This window comes from Anaerovorax odorimutans (assembly GCF_024459955.1).
GTDB classification, from domain to species: domain Bacteria; phylum Bacillota; class Clostridia; order Peptostreptococcales; family Anaerovoracaceae; genus Hominibacterium; species Hominibacterium odorimutans_A.
Genome location: NZ_JANFXK010000006.1, coordinates 70,410 through 88,303, shown reverse-complemented (window position 1 = coordinate 88,303; position 17,894 = coordinate 70,410). Strand labels below are relative to the sequence as shown.

At 47.1% G+C, this 17,894-nt stretch carries 20 protein-coding genes; 4 read left to right on the top strand and 16 right to left on the bottom strand.

Going from position 1 to position 17,894, the window contains the following annotated elements:
- Nucleotides 1-31 precede the first annotated feature (31 nt).
- Nucleotides 32-961 carry a helix-turn-helix transcriptional regulator gene (locus NE619_RS06950; protein ID WP_256131671.1) on the top strand — a complete coding sequence of 310 codons (930 nt, stop codon included), beginning with the start codon at nt 32-34 and terminating at the stop codon, nt 959-961.
- Between the two features lie 310 nt (nt 962-1,271).
- Here NE619_RS06950 and NE619_RS06945 read toward each other — a convergent pair whose 3' ends face one another.
- The gene (locus NE619_RS06945; RefSeq protein ID WP_256131670.1) at nt 1,272-1,499 is read right to left on the bottom strand and encodes a hypothetical protein; all 228 of its coding nucleotides are present in this window, start codon (nt 1,497-1,499) and stop codon (nt 1,272-1,274) included.
- A gap of 271 nt (nt 1,500-1,770) precedes the next feature.
- Between NE619_RS06945 and NE619_RS06940 the strand changes: the two genes are divergently transcribed.
- From NE619_RS06940 to NE619_RS06930, 3 genes are read left to right on the top strand one after another with little or no spacing between them, the layout of a single operon-like run.
- Nucleotides 1,771-3,132, top strand: a complete 1,362-nt coding sequence (locus tag NE619_RS06940; protein ID WP_256131669.1) for an APC family permease — start codon at nt 1,771-1,773, stop codon at nt 3,130-3,132.
- 19 nt (nt 3,133-3,151) lie between these two features.
- Nucleotides 3,152-4,828: an amidohydrolase gene (locus NE619_RS06935; RefSeq protein ID WP_256131667.1), complete on the top strand. Its 1,677-nt coding sequence runs from the start codon at nt 3,152-3,154 to the stop codon at nt 4,826-4,828.
- Nucleotides 4,825-5,268 (top strand): DUF3237 domain-containing protein, encoded by a 444-nt coding sequence (locus tag NE619_RS06930; protein WP_256131666.1) that lies wholly within the window; start codon nt 4,825-4,827, stop codon nt 5,266-5,268. Before NE619_RS06935 ends, NE619_RS06930 begins: the two co-directional genes overlap by 4 nt.
- A 134-nt stretch (nt 5,269-5,402) precedes the next feature.
- Here NE619_RS06930 and NE619_RS06925 read toward each other — a convergent pair whose 3' ends face one another.
- The 15 genes from NE619_RS06925 to NE619_RS06855 form a co-directional block, all read right to left on the bottom strand.
- The gene (locus NE619_RS06925) at nt 5,403-5,840 is read right to left on the bottom strand and encodes an Hsp20/alpha crystallin family protein (RefSeq protein ID WP_256131665.1); all 438 of its coding nucleotides are present in this window, start codon (nt 5,838-5,840) and stop codon (nt 5,403-5,405) included.
- A gap of 638 nt (nt 5,841-6,478) precedes the next feature.
- Nucleotides 6,479-7,585: a DNA alkylation repair protein gene (locus NE619_RS06920; RefSeq protein ID WP_256131663.1), complete on the bottom strand. Its 1,107-nt coding sequence runs from the start codon at nt 7,583-7,585 to the stop codon at nt 6,479-6,481.
- Between the two features lie 395 nt (nt 7,586-7,980).
- Nucleotides 7,981-8,310 carry a cupin domain-containing protein gene (locus NE619_RS06915; RefSeq protein ID WP_256131662.1) on the bottom strand — a complete coding sequence of 110 codons (330 nt, stop codon included), beginning with the start codon at nt 8,308-8,310 and terminating at the stop codon, nt 7,981-7,983.
- 164 nt (nt 8,311-8,474) lie between these two features.
- Nucleotides 8,475-8,879, bottom strand: coding sequence for a flavodoxin (locus tag NE619_RS06910; protein WP_256131661.1), 405 nt, complete (start codon nt 8,877-8,879; stop codon nt 8,475-8,477).
- A 35-nt stretch (nt 8,880-8,914) separates the two neighbouring features.
- On the bottom strand, nt 8,915-9,460 hold the full coding sequence (locus NE619_RS06905; RefSeq protein WP_256131660.1) for a GNAT family N-acetyltransferase: 546 nt from the start codon (nt 9,458-9,460) through the stop codon (nt 8,915-8,917).
- Nucleotides 9,461-9,504: 44 nt separating this feature from the next.
- Nucleotides 9,505-9,999 carry a GNAT family N-acetyltransferase gene (locus NE619_RS06900; RefSeq protein WP_256131659.1) on the bottom strand — a complete coding sequence of 165 codons (495 nt, stop codon included), beginning with the start codon at nt 9,997-9,999 and terminating at the stop codon, nt 9,505-9,507.
- Nucleotides 9,989-10,624 (bottom strand): hypothetical protein, encoded by a 636-nt coding sequence (locus NE619_RS06895; RefSeq protein WP_256131658.1) that lies wholly within the window; start codon nt 10,622-10,624, stop codon nt 9,989-9,991. Before NE619_RS06895 ends, NE619_RS06900 begins: the two co-directional genes overlap by 11 nt.
- A 722-nt stretch (nt 10,625-11,346) precedes the next feature.
- The gene (locus NE619_RS06890) at nt 11,347-11,598 is read right to left on the bottom strand and encodes a DUF3343 domain-containing protein (RefSeq protein WP_256131656.1); all 252 of its coding nucleotides are present in this window, start codon (nt 11,596-11,598) and stop codon (nt 11,347-11,349) included.
- Nucleotides 11,599-11,609: 11 nt separating this feature from the next.
- Nucleotides 11,610-11,819, bottom strand: a complete 210-nt coding sequence (locus NE619_RS06885) for a sulfurtransferase TusA family protein (protein WP_256131655.1) — start codon at nt 11,817-11,819, stop codon at nt 11,610-11,612.
- A gap of 18 nt (nt 11,820-11,837) precedes the next feature.
- Entirely contained in the window at nt 11,838-12,893 is a 1,056-nt protein-coding gene (gene yedE, locus NE619_RS06880) for a YedE family putative selenium transporter (protein ID WP_256131654.1), read from the bottom strand.
- Nucleotides 12,894-13,091: 198 nt separating this feature from the next.
- The gene (gene selD, locus NE619_RS06875; RefSeq protein WP_256131653.1) at nt 13,092-14,123 is read right to left on the bottom strand and encodes a selenide, water dikinase SelD; all 1,032 of its coding nucleotides are present in this window, start codon (nt 14,121-14,123) and stop codon (nt 13,092-13,094) included.
- 28 nt (nt 14,124-14,151) lie between these two features.
- Nucleotides 14,152-14,445 (bottom strand): DUF3343 domain-containing protein, encoded by a 294-nt coding sequence (locus tag NE619_RS06870; RefSeq protein WP_256131652.1) that lies wholly within the window; start codon nt 14,443-14,445, stop codon nt 14,152-14,154.
- A gap of 9 nt (nt 14,446-14,454) precedes the next feature.
- The gene (gene yedF / locus NE619_RS06865) at nt 14,455-14,835 is read right to left on the bottom strand and encodes a sulfurtransferase-like selenium metabolism protein YedF (protein WP_256131769.1); all 381 of its coding nucleotides are present in this window, start codon (nt 14,833-14,835) and stop codon (nt 14,455-14,457) included.
- A gap of 109 nt (nt 14,836-14,944) precedes the next feature.
- The gene (locus tag NE619_RS06860; RefSeq protein WP_256131651.1) at nt 14,945-16,555 is read right to left on the bottom strand and encodes an APC family permease; all 1,611 of its coding nucleotides are present in this window, start codon (nt 16,553-16,555) and stop codon (nt 14,945-14,947) included.
- Entirely contained in the window at nt 16,548-17,876 is a 1,329-nt protein-coding gene (locus tag NE619_RS06855; RefSeq protein ID WP_256131650.1) for a glycine/betaine/sarcosine/D-proline family reductase selenoprotein B, read from the bottom strand. Before NE619_RS06855 ends, NE619_RS06860 begins: the two co-directional genes overlap by 8 nt.
- Nucleotides 17,877-17,894: the final 18 nt, after the last annotated feature.

The window sequence follows — 17,894 nt, the reverse complement described above, 5'->3', positions numbered from 1 at the left end:
TACACGGAGGTAATCAGTGGAAAGTTCATTTATGCAAAATATCATTCAAATAGAAGGCACTCCCCTCAGTATCAGCGTCTACTCGGTTAAGGACAAGCCCCTTTGCATGCATGAGGCAGGCACGCTGGAGATCATCTTCTGTCTCACGGGAACGATAAAGTTCGCCTACGCATATGAAGAGTTCACCCTCAATGCGGGCGAATACGTTTCTGTGGACCGGGACGCATATTATCTGCACAGTGATGGTTACAATATGTGCGTTTCATTTTATGTTGATTTAATGTGGTTTGAAAAAAAATATCCTAATATTAAAGATATCCTGTTCGTCTGTGAGGGCTGCGCGGAAACTACCATGCCCTATCCGACCGTTTATCACGACCGCCTGCGGGGAATCTTGATCGCGCTGCTGAAATTTATTCTTGACAGCAGCGTAAAGCAGGATACGGCTAAGATCACCCGTATTACCGAATCCATCGTCGATCTGTTCGTTCATCATTTTGATATTGTTTTCTTTCACTCCGGCAGAACGGAGATCAACGAAGAAATTCTGAAAAGGATTCAGGAAATCTATGCCTATGTGGACCAGCATTTGGAGGAGAAAATAGCCCTCGATGACTTGTCTGCGCATCTTGGACTGAGCAGCAGCTATCTCTCCGAATTCATGCGTAAGATGTCCATTGGGTTCAGGCAGATCCTCGCATACATCAGGGCCAACAAATCGGAATGGTATCTGATCAATACCAATTATACAATCGTTGAAATTTCAGAGGCCTGCGGGTTTTCCGATCCCCAGTATTACTACAAAGCATTCAAAGAATGGTATAAATGCACGCCGAAACAGTTTCGGGAAAAATACATTAAACAGTCCCAGGACAACATGGTGTATTATGAGCCTTACGTCATCCGCACGATTGTGGATCAATTGATGATTGAACACTATATGAGTTTGTTTTTGGAATAGCTATGAATCAGGCCCCTTCAACAAAAAGGCCGCCCCGGTAACTTATCCCTTTTTTCTCGAAAAGTTACGCGTTTTTCAACGCTCCTGCGAGCTATAAAACAGCCGGAAGCACAAATTTTCACTTCCTGCGGTTTCGGACACCCGCAAACCCGCAACTTTGCGTAACTTTGCCTCAATTTTGCGAAAAGTTACCGCAGCCTGCAAAACGGCTCGAGTTCCTTCAGGCCAGCAGGGGCCGCACGAATCCGGCGAAGCCGCGCCTAATTGACCGTAACTATATGACCCTTGCGACCAAGGTGCTTTTTGGGAGTCAATGGTCGCGGGATTTGCCGGCAAAATCGGAATTTGGTCGCAAACCCGCAGCCATTCTTAGCTCCTTGCTGCATCCTTGCTGCATCCGGGTCGCATCCGGGCTGCGTTCTGCCAATTCCGCCAAGTCTGCCGGAGAGAAACGCCCATCCGCTTTCTCATTATAACGTACTAAAGCATTTCCGGAGCTTTCATCAAAATAAAACGATAAAAGCGGATCTTTTTTCAACGTTTCTTACCCTTGCCGGGCAAGCTTAAGTGGAAATCCCCAAAAAATAAAGGCCTAAAGCCCACAAACCCACACGTTTCGTCCGCCCCGGCCCCAGTTCAAGGCAAAAAGCGCCAGGCTGCTATCTGCACCATTTTCTTGCCGGATAGTTTATTGTTGAAATCATTATCCATCATCAAAAAACAACAACAAAACAACATTGCTCAGGATTAATTTTCTGAATATTATGATTGTATCGACATGATTCCATTATAATATAAGGAGGTTTATTATGAGTGAACGAAATCAAGCAGGAGAAGTTACATTAAAACGAACGCTGACACTGCCGCTGATCATTATGTTTGGGCTGGCGTATCTGGCCCCCACTGTGGTTTTCAACTACTACGGCCTGTTTACACCCAGCACCCACGGCATGTACACATTGGCATTATGCGTGACCGCCATAGTAATGGCTCTCACAGCCTACAGCTACACACAGATGGTAAAAGCATATCCTTCCGCCGGTTCCGCATACACCTATGTAAACAGATCGGTGCAGCCGCATTTAGGCTTTCTGTCCGGCTGGGTTATGCTGGTGGATTACCTGCTGCTGCCAATGATCTGCTATCTGCTTTTGGGTGTATATATCAATGAATATTTCCCGATGATCCCGGTGTGGGCCATCGTTATTGTTGTCGCAGCCATAGGAATGATCGTAAACATTGTAGGTATAAAAACCGCCAGCATCATCGATACCATCGTAACCTGTGCGGCCATTGCTTTCACGATCCTCTTCGTTGCCTGCATCGTGAGATACGTAACAAACGGAGGCGGCTCAGGAACTTTATTTGATCCGTCGGCTTTTTACAACCCTGAGAACTTTGAGATCAAGGGTACGCTTGCCGCATCGGCGGTACTGTGCGCATCCTTTGTGGGCTTTGATGCGGTAACAACTCTGGCCGAAGAAGCGAAGGAACCGCAGAAAGTCATGGGAAAGGCCATCATGGGCGTAGTGATCGGAGCCGGAATCATCTTTGCGATCGTCGCCTATTTTTCGCAGATCGCATGGCCGCAGGCGCACCTGGAGATAGAAGATCCCAACACAGGCATATTCGAGCTGTTCCCCCATATCGGCATGAACTGGCTGGGAACCATGTTTTTCGTAATTGATAACTGCGGCAGTTTCGTATGCGCAATGGCGGGCATGGGAGCCGTTTCCCGTATTCTCTACGGCATGGGACGCGACAACATTCTGCCCAAGAAGTTCTTTGGCAAACTGTCGCCCAAATTCCAGACGCCTGTAAACAACATCGTATTGACTACACTCATCGCCCTCACAGCTCTCTTTTATCAGGACAATGTAATGGGCGCCGCATCTTTAGTATCCTTTGGAGCCGTATGCGGGTTCTTCATGGTTAATTTCTCGGTCATCAGCCATTATGTCATCAAGGGCAAAGAACGAGGCGCAGCGGCAATGTTCAGGCACCTCATCGTCCCGGCCCTGGGCATGGCAAGCCTCATCGTCGTGTTCTATTTTATAGAAACCCCGGCCAAGATTCTGGGAGGTGTATGGCTGCTGATCGGTATTATCTATCTGGCGATCAAAACAAAGGGCTTCAAAGAGCTGCCGCCGGAAATGAAGATCGAGGAGTAAGGACAAGGAGGAAACAAAAATGACAACCATTATAAAAAACGCCGATATCTATACTTGCAGCGAGGGCTGTCCAAAAGCAAACTGCATTATCTTTGATAAGGAAACCATTCAATTTGTCGGCGATATAGGGGAAGTAGCGCTGGAAAAGTACGTGGATGCAGAGATTCACGATATTGGCGGAAGATGTCTGCTTCCGGGCATGATCGACAGCCACATCCATCCCGGATGGGTAACCAAGAGCCTGTGGCACATACCGCTCCCCTGGACGGAAGATGTCAATGAAGTGCTGGCCTTTGTGAAACAATATGCCGATGCACATCCAAAATCGGAATACCCGTTTCTCTATTTTGAATATTATCCCACATCCATGTTCGATGAACATGGGCCCACGAAAGAATTGCTGGATACGGCTGTAAGCGACCGTCCGGTGCTTTGTCAGGATTTTGGAGAGCACCTGTGCTGGGTCAACAGCAAAATGCTGGAGCTGTTGGGCGTGGATAAGGATACGCCGGATCCCGGACCATTGGAAACCTTTGTCAGAGATGAAGACGGCAATCCCACCGGATGGATCAGGGAGATGGCCTGGTATAAGTTCGCGGATAATATGTTCCGTGCGCTAAACTGGTACCCGCCGGAGGAATTGAATGAGGAAACCATAAAAGGCTTTTTCGATTTTCTGGAGGAAAGCGGCATAACGGCCATTGCCGACGGCTTTATCGAAAACGACGACCAGATTGAAGCGATCTATAAACTGGACAAAGCCGGCAAGCTGAACGTGTATTACGACGGCATGGTCCGGTTCTGGAATTATGAAGATCTCGCGGAAAAGATCGCCAGGCTGAAAGAATACCGAAAGCAATACACGACGAATCATATCAAAATCAACACCATGAAACTATTTCTGGACGGCACAAACGAGAGCGGCAACTCAGCCTCGCTGCACGAGCATATCAATGATTCCGGAAATTACGGCGAAATCATGATGGAAACGGATGAGCTTACCAAATGTTTTCTGCTGTGCAACCAGGAAGGTCTGGATTTACATATACATGTGGTGGGCGACCGGGGATTCCGCGTTGCCTGTGACGCGGTCGAGGCTGCTCAGGCCGCGGCCAGGTCCGCAGGCGTTCCCTGGGTGTGCATGCCGGTACTGGCCCACTGCGAAGTCGTAGACCCCGCTGATATGGAGCGTCCCGCCAAGCTGGGCATCACCATCAACTGGTCCTGTCACTGGTCGGGAGGCTATTTCGGCGAAGAAGCCATGAACTATTATTCAAGGGAAAAATGGAGCAGAATGTATCAGTTCAATCCGATGATTGACAGCGGAGCGCTCGTCACCTTTTCCAGCGATGTGGTGACAGGCTATGAGCTTCACCGAGCCTATCCCTTCTTCGGCATGCAGGTGGCAGCGACAAAAATAGATCCGGAATTCCCACTGGACCCGGATAAATACCCAAATTCTATGAGGCCGCCGGCTTCGGCAAAACTGAGTCTGCCTGTTTTGCTTAAGGGTTATACGATCAACGGAGCAAAGCAGCTCCACTGGCAGGAGAAAATGGGTTCACTGGAGCCGGGCAAAATCGCAAATATGCTCGTAACGGATAAAAATATGTTCGACACACCTTTGGATCAAATAAAGGACCTTAAAATTGACGCAGTGATTTTTGAAGGAAAGGTCATCAGGGGCAGCTTATGATTAAACTATTCGATGTGGAAATCAGGCAGACGGAAGATATTTTAATAGAAGGCACCGCTAAAGGTGATCTGCTGATATCCCCTGCCGTAGAAGGATCGTTTTCCGGGGAAAGGCTGAAAGGCAGGGTGCTGCCCGTGGGAGCATCCACTGCCTATACGCCTTCTGCCGGCGTTAATATCATTCATGCTCCGGTCGTACTCAAAACAGACGACGGCGCTAAAATCTTCATGCAAATCGACGCATACCTGCATTTAAAGCCGGAGCTGGAGGATCGGCTTCTGGCCGGAAGACCTGTTTCTGCGGGTGAGTATTATTATAAAGGTACGGTCCGTTTTGAAACCGGAAGCCCGGAGTATAAATGGCTGGAGATGAAAGTTTTTGTCTGTGAGTGCGTCATTGAAAACTGGCAGACGCTGCGGTTCGCAGTGTACGAAGTCTGAAAGCAGGGGCTGCCGGGCGGCAACTTTTATCCATAAAGGGAATTTTTTTGCTGGATATGGGTAAGGTCCTCCTCCATCAAAAAAGAAGGACCCCGCACTTGCTTTGTGCAGGGTCCTCTTTTTTGATGCGCTTATTATTCAATGGAGATCAGTTTTTTCTGTTCTTCCAATTTTTTTGGCTCTTCTTTCGGTATTGACAGATGCAGGATACCATCCTTAAAGGAAGCTTTGATGTCTTCCTCCGTCACCCCATCTCCAACATAGAAGGTTCTGGAGCAGCTGCCGCTGTAACGTTCCCTGTGGATATAGTTTCCATCTTCATCCTTTGTATCATTGGATTCATTCTTGGTTGCCGTAACGGTCATATAGCCATCTTTCAGTTCCGCATTAATATCTTCCTTGGCAAATCCTGGCAGGTCAATTTCCATCAGGTAATTTCCGTCTTTTTCCTTGATATCGGTTTTCATCACATCGCTGCGGCCCTCTGTTCTGCTGAAAAACGGGTCCTTAAACATCTCGTCAAACAGATCAAAACCAAAACCGAAACTGTTTCTTCTAGGCATCATTCTCATATATCATCCCTCCTAAATCTGCTAACCTGGCGTAAAGCGCAGGTCAATGAATTTATTTTTATTGTTCCCCCTTTTGGAACAATTATATGATAACGCTTTTTATTAGCACTGTCAAGAGGTGAGTGCTGATATTTTCAGAAAACTTTTTGTTGGTTTGCAAACCCATTGATTTCAATGAGTTTCGGTGCTATAAAAAAGAAAAAAGACTGCCTGAGCAATCCTTTTTGATGTACATGATTAAATTCTATATCTACTTTTTCTTCTTGATTCCGGCTGCTACAGCGCATAGGATTGCTGCTCCTATGGCTATCCATAAAGCGAAATTCATTTTCATTCACCTCCCAACAAAAATCCATTCGGTATGCAAACTTCCGGGTTTTCTGCTCAGCAGACAGACGTTTTTTGAGTTAAGACTATGCTCATGCTGACATTGGTCTATGGTTTATCATTTTGGAGTGTCCGCAATTGTCTTTGTTCCCCTAATTCACGGTTTGTATTCGAGAGCAACTGTTTATGCGCCTGTATCACGTCCGGATTGTGTTCTAGGTGTGTGGGCATCATCGTAAAAATTGCCGTTCTGGAACACAAATGTTAAAATAATACATTTTTCTCCCTTCCTCAACCGGCCATAGAAGAAATCATTCAGCAGCTAATACTTCAAACTCCCGATTCTCCCGTACCGCACCATTGATAATAAGCGCAATCGAGTGGATTCCGGGATAATGTTTTCTTGAACTCAAATCCGCAAAGGAATGGCTTTTCGTGTAAGCCTTTTCTTGATTTTCTTTTAATGAAATTTCGGATATTTGAAATACTTTGCGGCTGCGTTTTCCGTTGGCTTTCACATAGTCAATGCCGTATTCTAGCCTCACCTTTGTGGCTTTCTTTGCTGTAATCGCAAAGGAAAATGTTATATCCTCCCCAATGGAGACGGATTCGGCACTCAGCGCAAAGCTGTCAACCTTTACACAATCGGTATCGGAAAACCCAAATATGTTTAGCACTTCTCTGTTGCCCTTTTTTAGAAGTGTCCTGCACCCATGTTTTATGATCCAATCCGTATACTGGTTTTTACCGTACCAAGCCTTCGCAGTTTTTGCAACCAGGTCAGGATGTGTTTTGGAAATATCGTTTAAATTGTTGGCCACGCTTTTACGGACATACGGCGACGGATCGGCCTTAAGCTGCTCTAAAATGCGAAGAACCGGCGACGGGTCTCTTTGGAAACTGGGCAACGCTTGTCCCCACGGAAGTCTGGGGCGGCAGCCCTCGCTGGCAAGCCGGCGGACATGCTCATTGTCGTGCCTGGCCCAGATAGCCATCTGCCGCATCATGCGTTCTTCATGGTTTACAATAAAGGGCCTCACGGCAAACTCGGAGGATGAAGAGATCGTATACCTTTCCAAGGCCACAATTGACAAATCCAAGTATCGCTCATCCTGCCCATAGACTTCGACAAAATCAGGAAAGTACACCAGGGCATAGTCGTTAAACCCTATGGGAAAACCTGCGATAACTTTATCAATGATGCCCAGCGCCTGCTCATAATCGGCGGGCAAATGCGTCCCCAAGTTTATGGCAATCTTCCGCACACGGGCCTTCAGCTCTAATCCGTCCCATGTTTCATCCATGATGCCGCTCAGAAAATCGTCAACCTGAAACAAAGGATATACGGCTTTTATTCTCAAAGCCAGTTCATGAAGCGACTCGCGATTATAGTATTTGTTTTTTAGTAATTCTGGCATATGTTTTCTCTTTTCAATTTTCAATTTGAATCTGGTCGCAATCCTAAAACCGTTCTCTGCTCTCTGCTGCATCCGGGCTGCGTTCTGCCAGGGAGGAACGCCTATTCAATTTCGCATTGTAACGTGCTAAACCGTTTTCGGATCTTTCACCCAAAACAATTGGCAAAAGCGGATCTTTTTTCAACGTTTATTAGCTTAGCCGGTCAATTTTAAGTGGAAATTTCCAAAAAATCAATCCGAAAAATCCGCAACCCCACATATTTCATCCGCTCCGGTCCAGTTTCAAAGCAAAAAGCGCCAGTCCAGGCGGCGGCCATTCTCTTGGCAGACAGTTACGACTTTCTTCCCTGCTGAACGCAACGCTTTCCTTATGGGGCCAGCCTGTTAATTGGCATTTACCGCTCTACAACAACCGTGAGTAAAACTAAGTCTTCCTTCCCTGTATTGACGATGCTGTGTTCAGAGCCTTTTTTACATATGTGGCAGGTTCCGGCTGTAAGAAGCTCTTCTTCTCCATCGCAAACAGCACGCCCTGTACCGGAAATAACATAATTAATGTCATCGCTTGTCCCGTGTTTATGTAAGCCGATCGATCCTCCGGGGTGGATACTGCTGGGAATTATTTTTCCTTGCTCATCCATAAACATCTTCGCTGTCATTTCACCTGTTCCGCCGTTCATTCCCGGCATGGTTCTTTCAACCATCTCATTAAAATTTATAAGCATATTTGTCTTCCTTCAACTTCTACTTTCTCACTCTTCTTAACTCTTTGATAACCGCAAATCCGCATTTTGTGTTCCAGAACAGCTGTGTGGGCATGGATACAAATATACTCGCTCCGGAACGCAAATGTTAAAATAATACATTTTTATTGCTCTGCAGCATTAGCTTAAACAATTCCCAATTCCTCGTTATCCGGAGCAGTGATATCTTCTCCAACCAGGTCAATTACTTTTTTGAATCCGTCCCGCCGTTTCATTGTGCTTCCCAGAGAAGTAATGACAGCTGTTATATTTTCTTTTCCCACCGTATTTACAAAGGTCTTTATTCCCGGAGGCATTGTTCCCGCCCATAGAGGGAACACGACAATGATTTCGTCGGAAATATCCGGCTCAGTATAATCTGCCGGGATCGCTTTTCCCATGAGCGCCATTATCGCAGCCTTCATATAATTTCCTTTTCCCTTCCAGTTCTTATGATCGTCAATCACCCTCGCCGCAGTATGATAACGAGACGCCAGCTGATCGGCAATCGCCTTGCTTCTTCCAGTGCGCGAAAAATAATATACCTGCATGATATCCCTCCTTAAGTTATTAAACCGACATTGCTTCACAGCCCCCATTCCTTATAAATCGCACCGTAGAGCTTTTGGTCGGACAGCGAGCCATCCGAATTTCTTATTGCCCGCTTCAATAGGCCTTCCTGTCTTAATCCGGCTCTTTCAAGCACTTTTGAAGAGGCAGCGTTTTCACTATGGCACCAGGCATGAACTCTGTTTATCCATTCGTTTTCAAACAAATAGCGGACTGCCTCCGAAACCGCTTCTGATGCGAATCCGTTTCCCCAGGAAGCTCTGAATATGCTGTATCCGATCTCAATGCTGGAAGCATCCGGATCATAGCCATATGCGCCAACAGTCCCTACTACTTCTTCTCCATGCTGAATGATCCACGCATAGCATCCGGGCTTTTCGTAATTTCTTATATCCTCCGCCACCTTTTCGCTTGCGGAAGCCCGTGTAGCATATGGGTTCCACCCGGTATATTGGGTAATCTGCGGATCGCAGCCAAGGGCATTATAGAGAAGCTCTGCGTCTGCCATCGTTTCTTTTCTAAGAATCAGTCTCTTTGTTGTTAACTTTATTGTTCCGTCCATTCCCGCCCCCTAAACATCTTTGCGTTATTCAATAATCAAATGATTTATAAACGCCACCATATCGTATCATTTCTGGCATACTCTTTGAAGCCGCATTTTATTAGAAGCTTCTGTGATGAGGCACCATCAAGATCAGTCTCCGCAATAATATGATTTACGCCGTCTTGCCGCAGGGCCCATTTACAAAATGCCGCCACCGTTTCTGTCATATAACCATGATGTTGAAACTCCCGCCCTAAGCCATAGCCGATCTCGACCTCTCCGTTACTGTCCGGAGTATCTTTAAAGTCAATCGCTCCAACCACAACGTTATCCGATTTATTAACGATAAGCCAGAAAGTATGCCATAAATAATTTATAGGATCTTTTTTGGCTTTTTCCACTTGCCCGCATGCAATTTCGCGAAACAGCCCCTCCATTGGTTCGGCTTTATACGCGCATGCCAATTGTTTTTCAAGCTCTACGATATTATCAATCCACAATTCAAGTTGCTTAGGGGTAAGCGCGATAATATCAAGCCGCTCTGTTTCAATTTTCATCATTATTTCCTTTCTCGATTGAAACAAACGGAGGAAAAGTATCGGCGCTATCGCTGCGCCGCATAGTTTTTACGTCCACGTCAAAGCTCTTGCCATCATATTCATAGTGCAGTTTTCCGTCTTTATTATAAAAACGATGCTCCGATTGAAAGGCAACAGGCTTGAAGTGCTTGCCCTGTACGGGCTGGTCCCGATACAACGCCTGATCTTCCGATAATTTCAGCACATCATTTTCAAGACGAACATCATAAATACCGCTTACGATAGCTTCTGCCGCCACATTTTTCCCTGAAGCCGAAACAAACCGAAAACAGCCGGTAATGTCATCGGTGCTTTTTCGCTCCGCCAGTTCAAAGCGGAACAGGGATACGGCACTGAAATCTTTTCGTAAATCCTCCTGTTGTCCATCCTTTCCCACGAGCCATATCTTTTCGTTAGATACAATGAACATATCCAGCTGAAATCCACTTTGAGAATATTTCAGATTGGAAAAGGATATTTGATCAGAGTATACGCCCTGCAAGGCGCCATTTTCCAGTTCGTAAACCAGTTCCTTTGTAAACAGCGTTTTACCATTCACATTCACCTCAATAAAGTTAATGATCTCTTTCATCCGGTCTCTCATAATTGATCCTCCTTGCGGCCCTGCAACGTCAGCTCGAACAAATTCCGATTTATTCAATTGTAACAGAATAGTCGCCATAAGCAAAGCACTGCTCCCACTCGGCAAGGGAAAAAATAGTGAAACCCGCTGCGGCGCGCCTTGCGAGTTATGGCTTACCAGCTGTCTTGCAGGAAGATGGCCTGGCGCTTTTTGCTTTGAAATTGGCCTGGAGCGGATGAAATATGTGGGTTTGCGGGTTTTACGGATTTATTTTTCGGAAATATCCACTTAAAATCGACCGACACGGGTAAGAAACGTTGAAAAAAGATCCGCTTTTATCTCTTTTCTTTGCTAAAAGATCCGGAAACGGTTTAGTGCATTATAAGGCGAAATTAGATAAGCATTTCTTCCTAGCAGAACGCGGCCCGGCTCGGATGCGGCAGAGAGCAGAGCGCAGAGAATAGTAAGACTTTAAGTTTGCGACCAAATTCCAATTTTGCCGGCAAATCCCGCAACCATTGTCCCCAAAAAAACATCTTGGTCGCAGATCAATAAAATTACGCCTTATACGAATTTTAATACTGCCCGCCTGCGCCAACACTAAATGCCCTCATTTATATTCGAAATGCGCGAATCTCACATCAATGTCCCTATAAAAACCGGCATTTTTGCTGATTGAACACAAAAGACAGCAGGCAATTTTCATTTATTTGCCTGCTGCCAGCACCATTTCTTTGTTTTCTTTAAATGTCATCGCTGTCTGCAATGAGGGTATAAGTTTTCTCTTCCGCCTTGAATATTTTTTCAAAGTCATGCGCAAGAAACTCGGTGTTTTCCCCCACCGGCTCTTCGGTGGCGAATCTTACGCAGGTGCCGCAGGAAGAGCTCAGGGCCCTGGGCACCGGCTGCAGCTTTCCTTTTAACCCGGCTTTTTTCAAAAATCGTTCATACTGCAGGGCATCAAAGTGGGTGTGGAAGGTTATGATGTATTCCATATGAACCTCGTCTATTTCTTTAAAGTAAGCTGATAATAGTCTTCGACTTCTTCAACGGTTACCTGGTGCTTGCTTTTCCCGGCAAACCGCTTAACATTTTCAAGCGCTGTTTTATTATCGACAAGAACGACCACCTCATCGTGCTCCTGAGCAATCGCTTTCTTTGTCTTGATTACCGGTTCGGGGCATGCGCATCCCCGTGCGTCAACATGAATTACCATTGTATACCTGCCTTTCTGTTAAGCTTTTGAAGTTTTCTTTAGATTGCATACGGCGATCAGTGCCACCACGATCAGGCATATGATGACGGCCGCCGGACCGTAAGGCGACGGGCCTTCTGCTGATGACGCCAGACCAAAGTTGTGGCATATGGCGGCGCCTGTGATGAATCCGAAAATTACTACAACTGAGTCCGTATTGCCTTCGCCTGAAAGGATTACCTGCCGCAAAGGGCATCCTCCGAGAAGCACCGAGCCAAAACCAACGACTACCATTCCCATGAAGTTCCAGAGTCCGTCGCTGTGGGCAATGGGCTGCGCCTCAAATCCCAGGTTAAAAGTTCCCATTATCAGATTACCGATAATCGCAACTGCGATCACGCAGATAAATCCAATCAACATAGTCGTATCCTTAAATAAAATCGTATCCCGGATTCCCGCAACTGTGCAGAATCTCGATTTCTGGGCCAGACCGCCGACAACAAGCCCTGCGATCAGGGAAAGAATGATCGGCGCGTGCATGGACCCGGGGCCTTCGGCACTGAAGAAAATAAACGCAGGCGCAGCCACCAGCAGGACCAGCAACCCGATGTTGATTACCGGATATACCGCACCCTCACACTTGCTCAATTTATATGCCCGGTTGAGTGTAAACCCTTTGTTCAGGCAGAGGATTCCCACAGCGATTCCCACGATAAACCCAACTAATCCGACGATCGCGTTCAGGTCACCGCCGCCGATGCGGAGCATCATTCTCAGCGGGCATCCTAAGAATACCAGTGCGCCCACCATGACACAAATCGCCAGCACGAAACGGATTGCCGGCGAGGAACCGCCCCTCGGTGAAAACTCTTTGCCGATCAGCGACATAATCAACGCGCCGAATACCAACCCGATGATTTCAGGCCTTATATACTGTACCACTTCCGCCCGATGAAGCCCGATTCCGCCTGCGGTATCCCTGAAAAAGCAAGCGATGCAGAATCCCATATTGCCGGGATTTCCGAAATAAACCAGCGCCACTGCGATCAGTCCGATGATTCCTCCTGTAATTCCTATTAAAGCTGTTTTCTTCATTTTTACTCCTGTTCCTCCTGAAAATTGTTAAATAATTGCTTTCACCTTTAGGGTAACAGTCTTACAATTATTAGTAAAAATGAATCTATTTATTTTAAAGAAACAGATGATCGATATTTTCTATATGTGAATTTTGTTTCAAAAAACAACGCTGCCGCAGACCGTCCATTTTATTTTCTCGTCCGCAGCAGCATGATTCTATCCCACTATAACGCTGTAATCATTGAACATTTCAGCCCAACCGATTATCTCAGCCGCACCTCCTAATTCTTTCGCAAGCTTCATTCCCTCAGCCTCGGGCAGCGATATGAGCAGCCCTCCCGCAGTCTGGGGATCGTACAGAATATCTTCGGCGGCCAGGGGAACCTTTTCCTTTACAAGAACCACATCGTCCAAAGATTCTCTGTTTCTGTAAGCTCCCGCCGGAATGATTCCCATTTCAGCCATATCGAAAGCTTCCGGCAGCACCGGCAGCTTTGTATGATCCAGATTTATGGTCACCCCGCTTCCGTACGCCATTTCAAAGGCATGGCCCAAAAGTCCAAAGCCTGTTACATCCGTACAGCTGTTTACGCTGTACTTTTTCATAATTTCGGCGGAATATTTGTTCAGCTGCGTCATGGATTTTACCAGCGCTTTATATGTGGCTTCATCCAGCAGCCCGGCCTTGGCCGCAGTCGTTAGAATGCCAGTGCCCAAAGCCTTTGTTAAAATCAATACGTCTCCGTCTTTGACATTGTTGTTCATGAGAATTTCCGCCGGATGAGCAAAGCCAGTTACGGAAAGCCCATATTTGGGCTCATTGTCCTGAATCGTATGGCCGCCGGTTATGAGCGCTTCTGCTTCCTGCACTTTTTCATAGCCGCCCTGGAGGATCGCCTGTACGACATCCTTCGGCAAATCTTCGGGGAAACAGAAAATATTCAACGCCAATTTAGGATCCCCGCCCATGGCGTATACGTCGCTCAGAGAATTGACCGCCGCAATCTGCCCGTATTCATAAGGGTCGTCCACAACCGGCGGGAAAATATCGACAGTCTGGATCAAGGCCGTGTTTTCATCCATCTTATATACCGACGCATCGTCGCTTGTGTCAAACCCCACTAAAAGGTTGGGATCGCTGAATTTCGGCAAATGACACAGCACTTCTGAAAGGACACCCGGTCCTATTTTAGCGGCTCAACCGGCGTGGGCAGACATGTTGGTTAATTTTATATTGTCTTTTTTCATTGTGATCCCTCCTTTCAATCATCCCGTATCAGCATTCGCTTACCTCTTCAATCAGGCTTGCGGTCCGTGTTCCCCACTTGTCCTTTGAACTGAGGAAATACAGCGCATGCGGCACCTCTACACATTTTACGGCTGCGATCAGCTTTTCTTCTTCCACATCCGCAAATCTTATGGCAAAGCCGCAGCTTTTTGAAATCTCCCTCGGCGTGGGGATAATCATGGTCTTAAAGTTTTTCCGCATCGCCTTCTCAGTCTCTATGGTATCTGTGGTACAGGAAAATACCATGGCAAAGAACGCTTCCCGCAACCTCGCTTCGCTCATATCCGCCACCTAGGAAATTACGATGGTGCTGTCCGCCTCATGCATAATTTCAACGTTGGAATACATGTTTGTTACAGTCCCCACTTCCAGGGCGTCGTTCAACTGATAGAAGTCAAGACATGCGCCGCATGAAAGGATTTCCACGCCGTCGGCCTCCAGCTGCCGCAGCATCTCGATCACCGGCGAACCCGCTGTCGTCAGATAAACGCCCCTATTTAAAAACATGATTGTTTCGGGCTTTACATCCGCTTCTGTCAGTGAGTAGATGTAGCTTTTCATCAGGTTATGTCCCAATTCTTCGCTTCCTTTTCCGATCGTATCTGCCGCTATCATGATGGCAATTTTCTTGGTTTCACTCATTTTATCCCCTCTCTTTTGGCTTTTTCCTATTAACGAGTCACGTTCCTTTCCGAATAGTATAATATTATCAGCCGGGGCTTTTCAATCCTGCGGAGGCAGTATAGATTTTTTCTATCTATTGCCGGGTAATCATTTGATTTTACTCTTCATATTTTTTGGACAGGCCATAGAGCACTGCCGCTGCTGCCATATAGATAGCCGTCATCACTCTGATTGCCGTAATAATAAAGGCGTAGGCCTGTTCAGGACCGTATGTCTCCATATAATATTCCGGGCCCCAGGAGCCTTCATAAAATGGGATAAAGAAGCTGCCGATGATCCCCAGTACGGAGAAAACGGCGAACAGCTTTGTCATTCTCTTCAAGTCTCCGCAGCACAGCTTCGTCTTCTCGTTTATCGCTTCTTTGTTGTAGCCCAATTTAGACAAACCGCCCCTTCTCCGTTTAAAGTAAACATAGAGAATCGGTATAATGGCAACACCGATGATTCCGCCCAGAAAATAGTCGGCGCCGTTAATCATGAGCGCAATAAAGGCAACCACAAATACGGGCGTTACAAACAGTGCTACCCCCTTTGTTCCAAAGGGCAGCTTGAAGGGTCTTTCCAGATCGGGCGCTTTCTTTCTCAGCATGATGCCCGCAATGCAGACCAGCACGTAGTCAACCATGAACAGCGTTACCGACATCGTCACCACCGTTGAAAAATCCATAGAACAGCCGACAATGGAAATCGCGGCGATTGTGAGGATCGCGATATAAGGCACGCCCCTCTTCTTATCAACCTTTGTTAAAATCTTGGGAGCCAGCTTATCTTCCGCTATAGCGTAAAAGTTTCTTGACAGCGAAATCATACAGGAATTGTAGCAGGACAGGCAGCCGAAGATCGCCACAATCATCATAAAGGAGCCGAACAGAGGGCTTGCCAATGCCGCTACTGAACCGTAGTTAAGGCTGTCAGGTCCCCAATCCTGCCAGTTGCCGATTGCCGACACGCCGGATAAGGTGGGCAGAAGATAGGTAAGGGTAATGAGGGGAAGTCCAATCATCAGCGCTTTGGGAACAATGGTCGGGTCCTTGCAGTCTCCTGCCAGGGTTGAAACAGATGTGTATCCGGAATACATCCACATTCCAATGGCAAGCGCGCCGGAAATGCCCCAGAACAAACCTTCTTCTTCATTGTAAAATGGTACAAGGGGGTTGGTGTCCCAATTGACAAATCCAACCGCCGTCACCGCGGCAAAGGCGATCAGTATGGTAAGCGAAAGAAGTGTGCTTACCCAGCCTACTTCTTTTATCCCTCTGAGATTAATCGCCGTGAAGAACAATATGATCGCGACCTTTACCATATACGACACGCCTTCTGACATAGGAACCAGCGTGCTGAGATAGCCCACGCTCAGGATAATATAGGAAGCGTTTTCCACATACTGGGCGATGACGCGGCACCACCCTGCGGTAAAGGCCCAAAATTCTCCCAAACCTGCCTGGACCCACTTGTAAAATCCGCCCGTGTAGGGCATCGCCGAGCCAAGCTCTACGGATATGAAGGCCTGGGGCGTTGCCCAGAAAATCGCGATCAGCAGCAGGAGCAACACTGTCATTCCGGGGCCTGCCACAGGGATCATTTCTTCAATACCAAAAGCTCCGCCGCTGCAAAAAGCGTACATCATGAACACCATGGTAAACAGTTTTACATCCTGCTTTTTAATTTTACTGTTGTCAATGACGATGCCGTTGTTTTTCTCACTCATTTTCATACCTCCTGACCGATTCCACTTCAAATACCGTTTGTTCCGTTATCTCTGTCTCAAGCGCCTTAAGCGCTGTTCTTACAATCTTTTCTCTGATTTTCAATTCCTCTTCCCGGCTTACATGGGGATTTCCCGCAGGATGGGGGATCGAAACGCCGGGAACAATTCTGTTTGCCCCGACGGTCATGGAAATCGGTGTGACGGTACAAATATGCACGATGGGGATTCCTGCTTTGTCGATATGTTTTGCTATCGTTGCGCCGCAACGAGTACAGGTTCCTCAGGTGGAGGTGAGAAGCACACCGTCAACACCGTCCTCTTTGAGTTCCTCGGCGATCCTGTCGCCAAACTCAGCCGCATGATCGACCTCGGTTCCGTTTCCCACGGTCACATAGGTGTGATCATAGAATTTACCGAACACGCCTTCTTCCTCCAGCTTAACCAGTACGTCCGCAGGCAGTATCCGGTTTCCGTCAGCGTTCCCGTATACAGGATCATAGCCGCCGTGCACCACCTGTCCGGCCGCCGCTCCTTTTCCGCCGTAAGCCTCTTCCAGGGAATACTTTTTATACTTGGTGCAGTTGCACGTTTCCAGCCTGTCCGGATTACCTTTCGGCACCAGGCCGCCGCTTGTCATAACCGCAATCGTCGCATGTTTCATATCCTTTATGGCAGGACTGGGAGCAAACTTTTTAAATACGGGCATTTCTCTTTCTGTGACGAATGCCTCACCCTTTATCTTTGCCAAAAGCATGTCTGTCGCTCTCTGCGCCGCGTTTCGTTCCACGTATACGTTTCTGCGCAGGCCTCTTTCAAAATAACCTTCTTCCTCCGCAGTTGCCAATGTTTGCCCACTGAGGATTTTCTTCGCCAAACCGCAAATAGATTCCAGGGCTTCTTTCATTCTCCTGGCATTGTTGGCAGTGGATGCGATATAGCCGTACCTGCGGTACATTTCCACTCCCGGATTTTCCCGGTACATTCCGCTCACAGCCTCGATGCCCATTTCATAGGCAATCTTGCAGACAGCGCCGCAGGCGATTCCATACCTTCCCGCATTGAAGGCCGGCCCTGCTATCAATAAATCAGCATCGTATTTTTTCAGCGCTTCTTCGATTTGCCGGCCCACGGTCTCTGTATTTTCATTAAAATAATTATCGCCGCAAATAATCGTGGCAACAATTCGTGCGTCGTCTCCAAGCATGGCTTCGATCCTCTTTCCCGGCCCAACCGCTTCTTCTTTTACCTGCAGTGGGCAGTAAGCCTCCGACTCACCTCCGATCTGCCCGTAAAACTGATTTAAGTAATGTATGATTCTCATTCTTCTCACCGCCTTTCC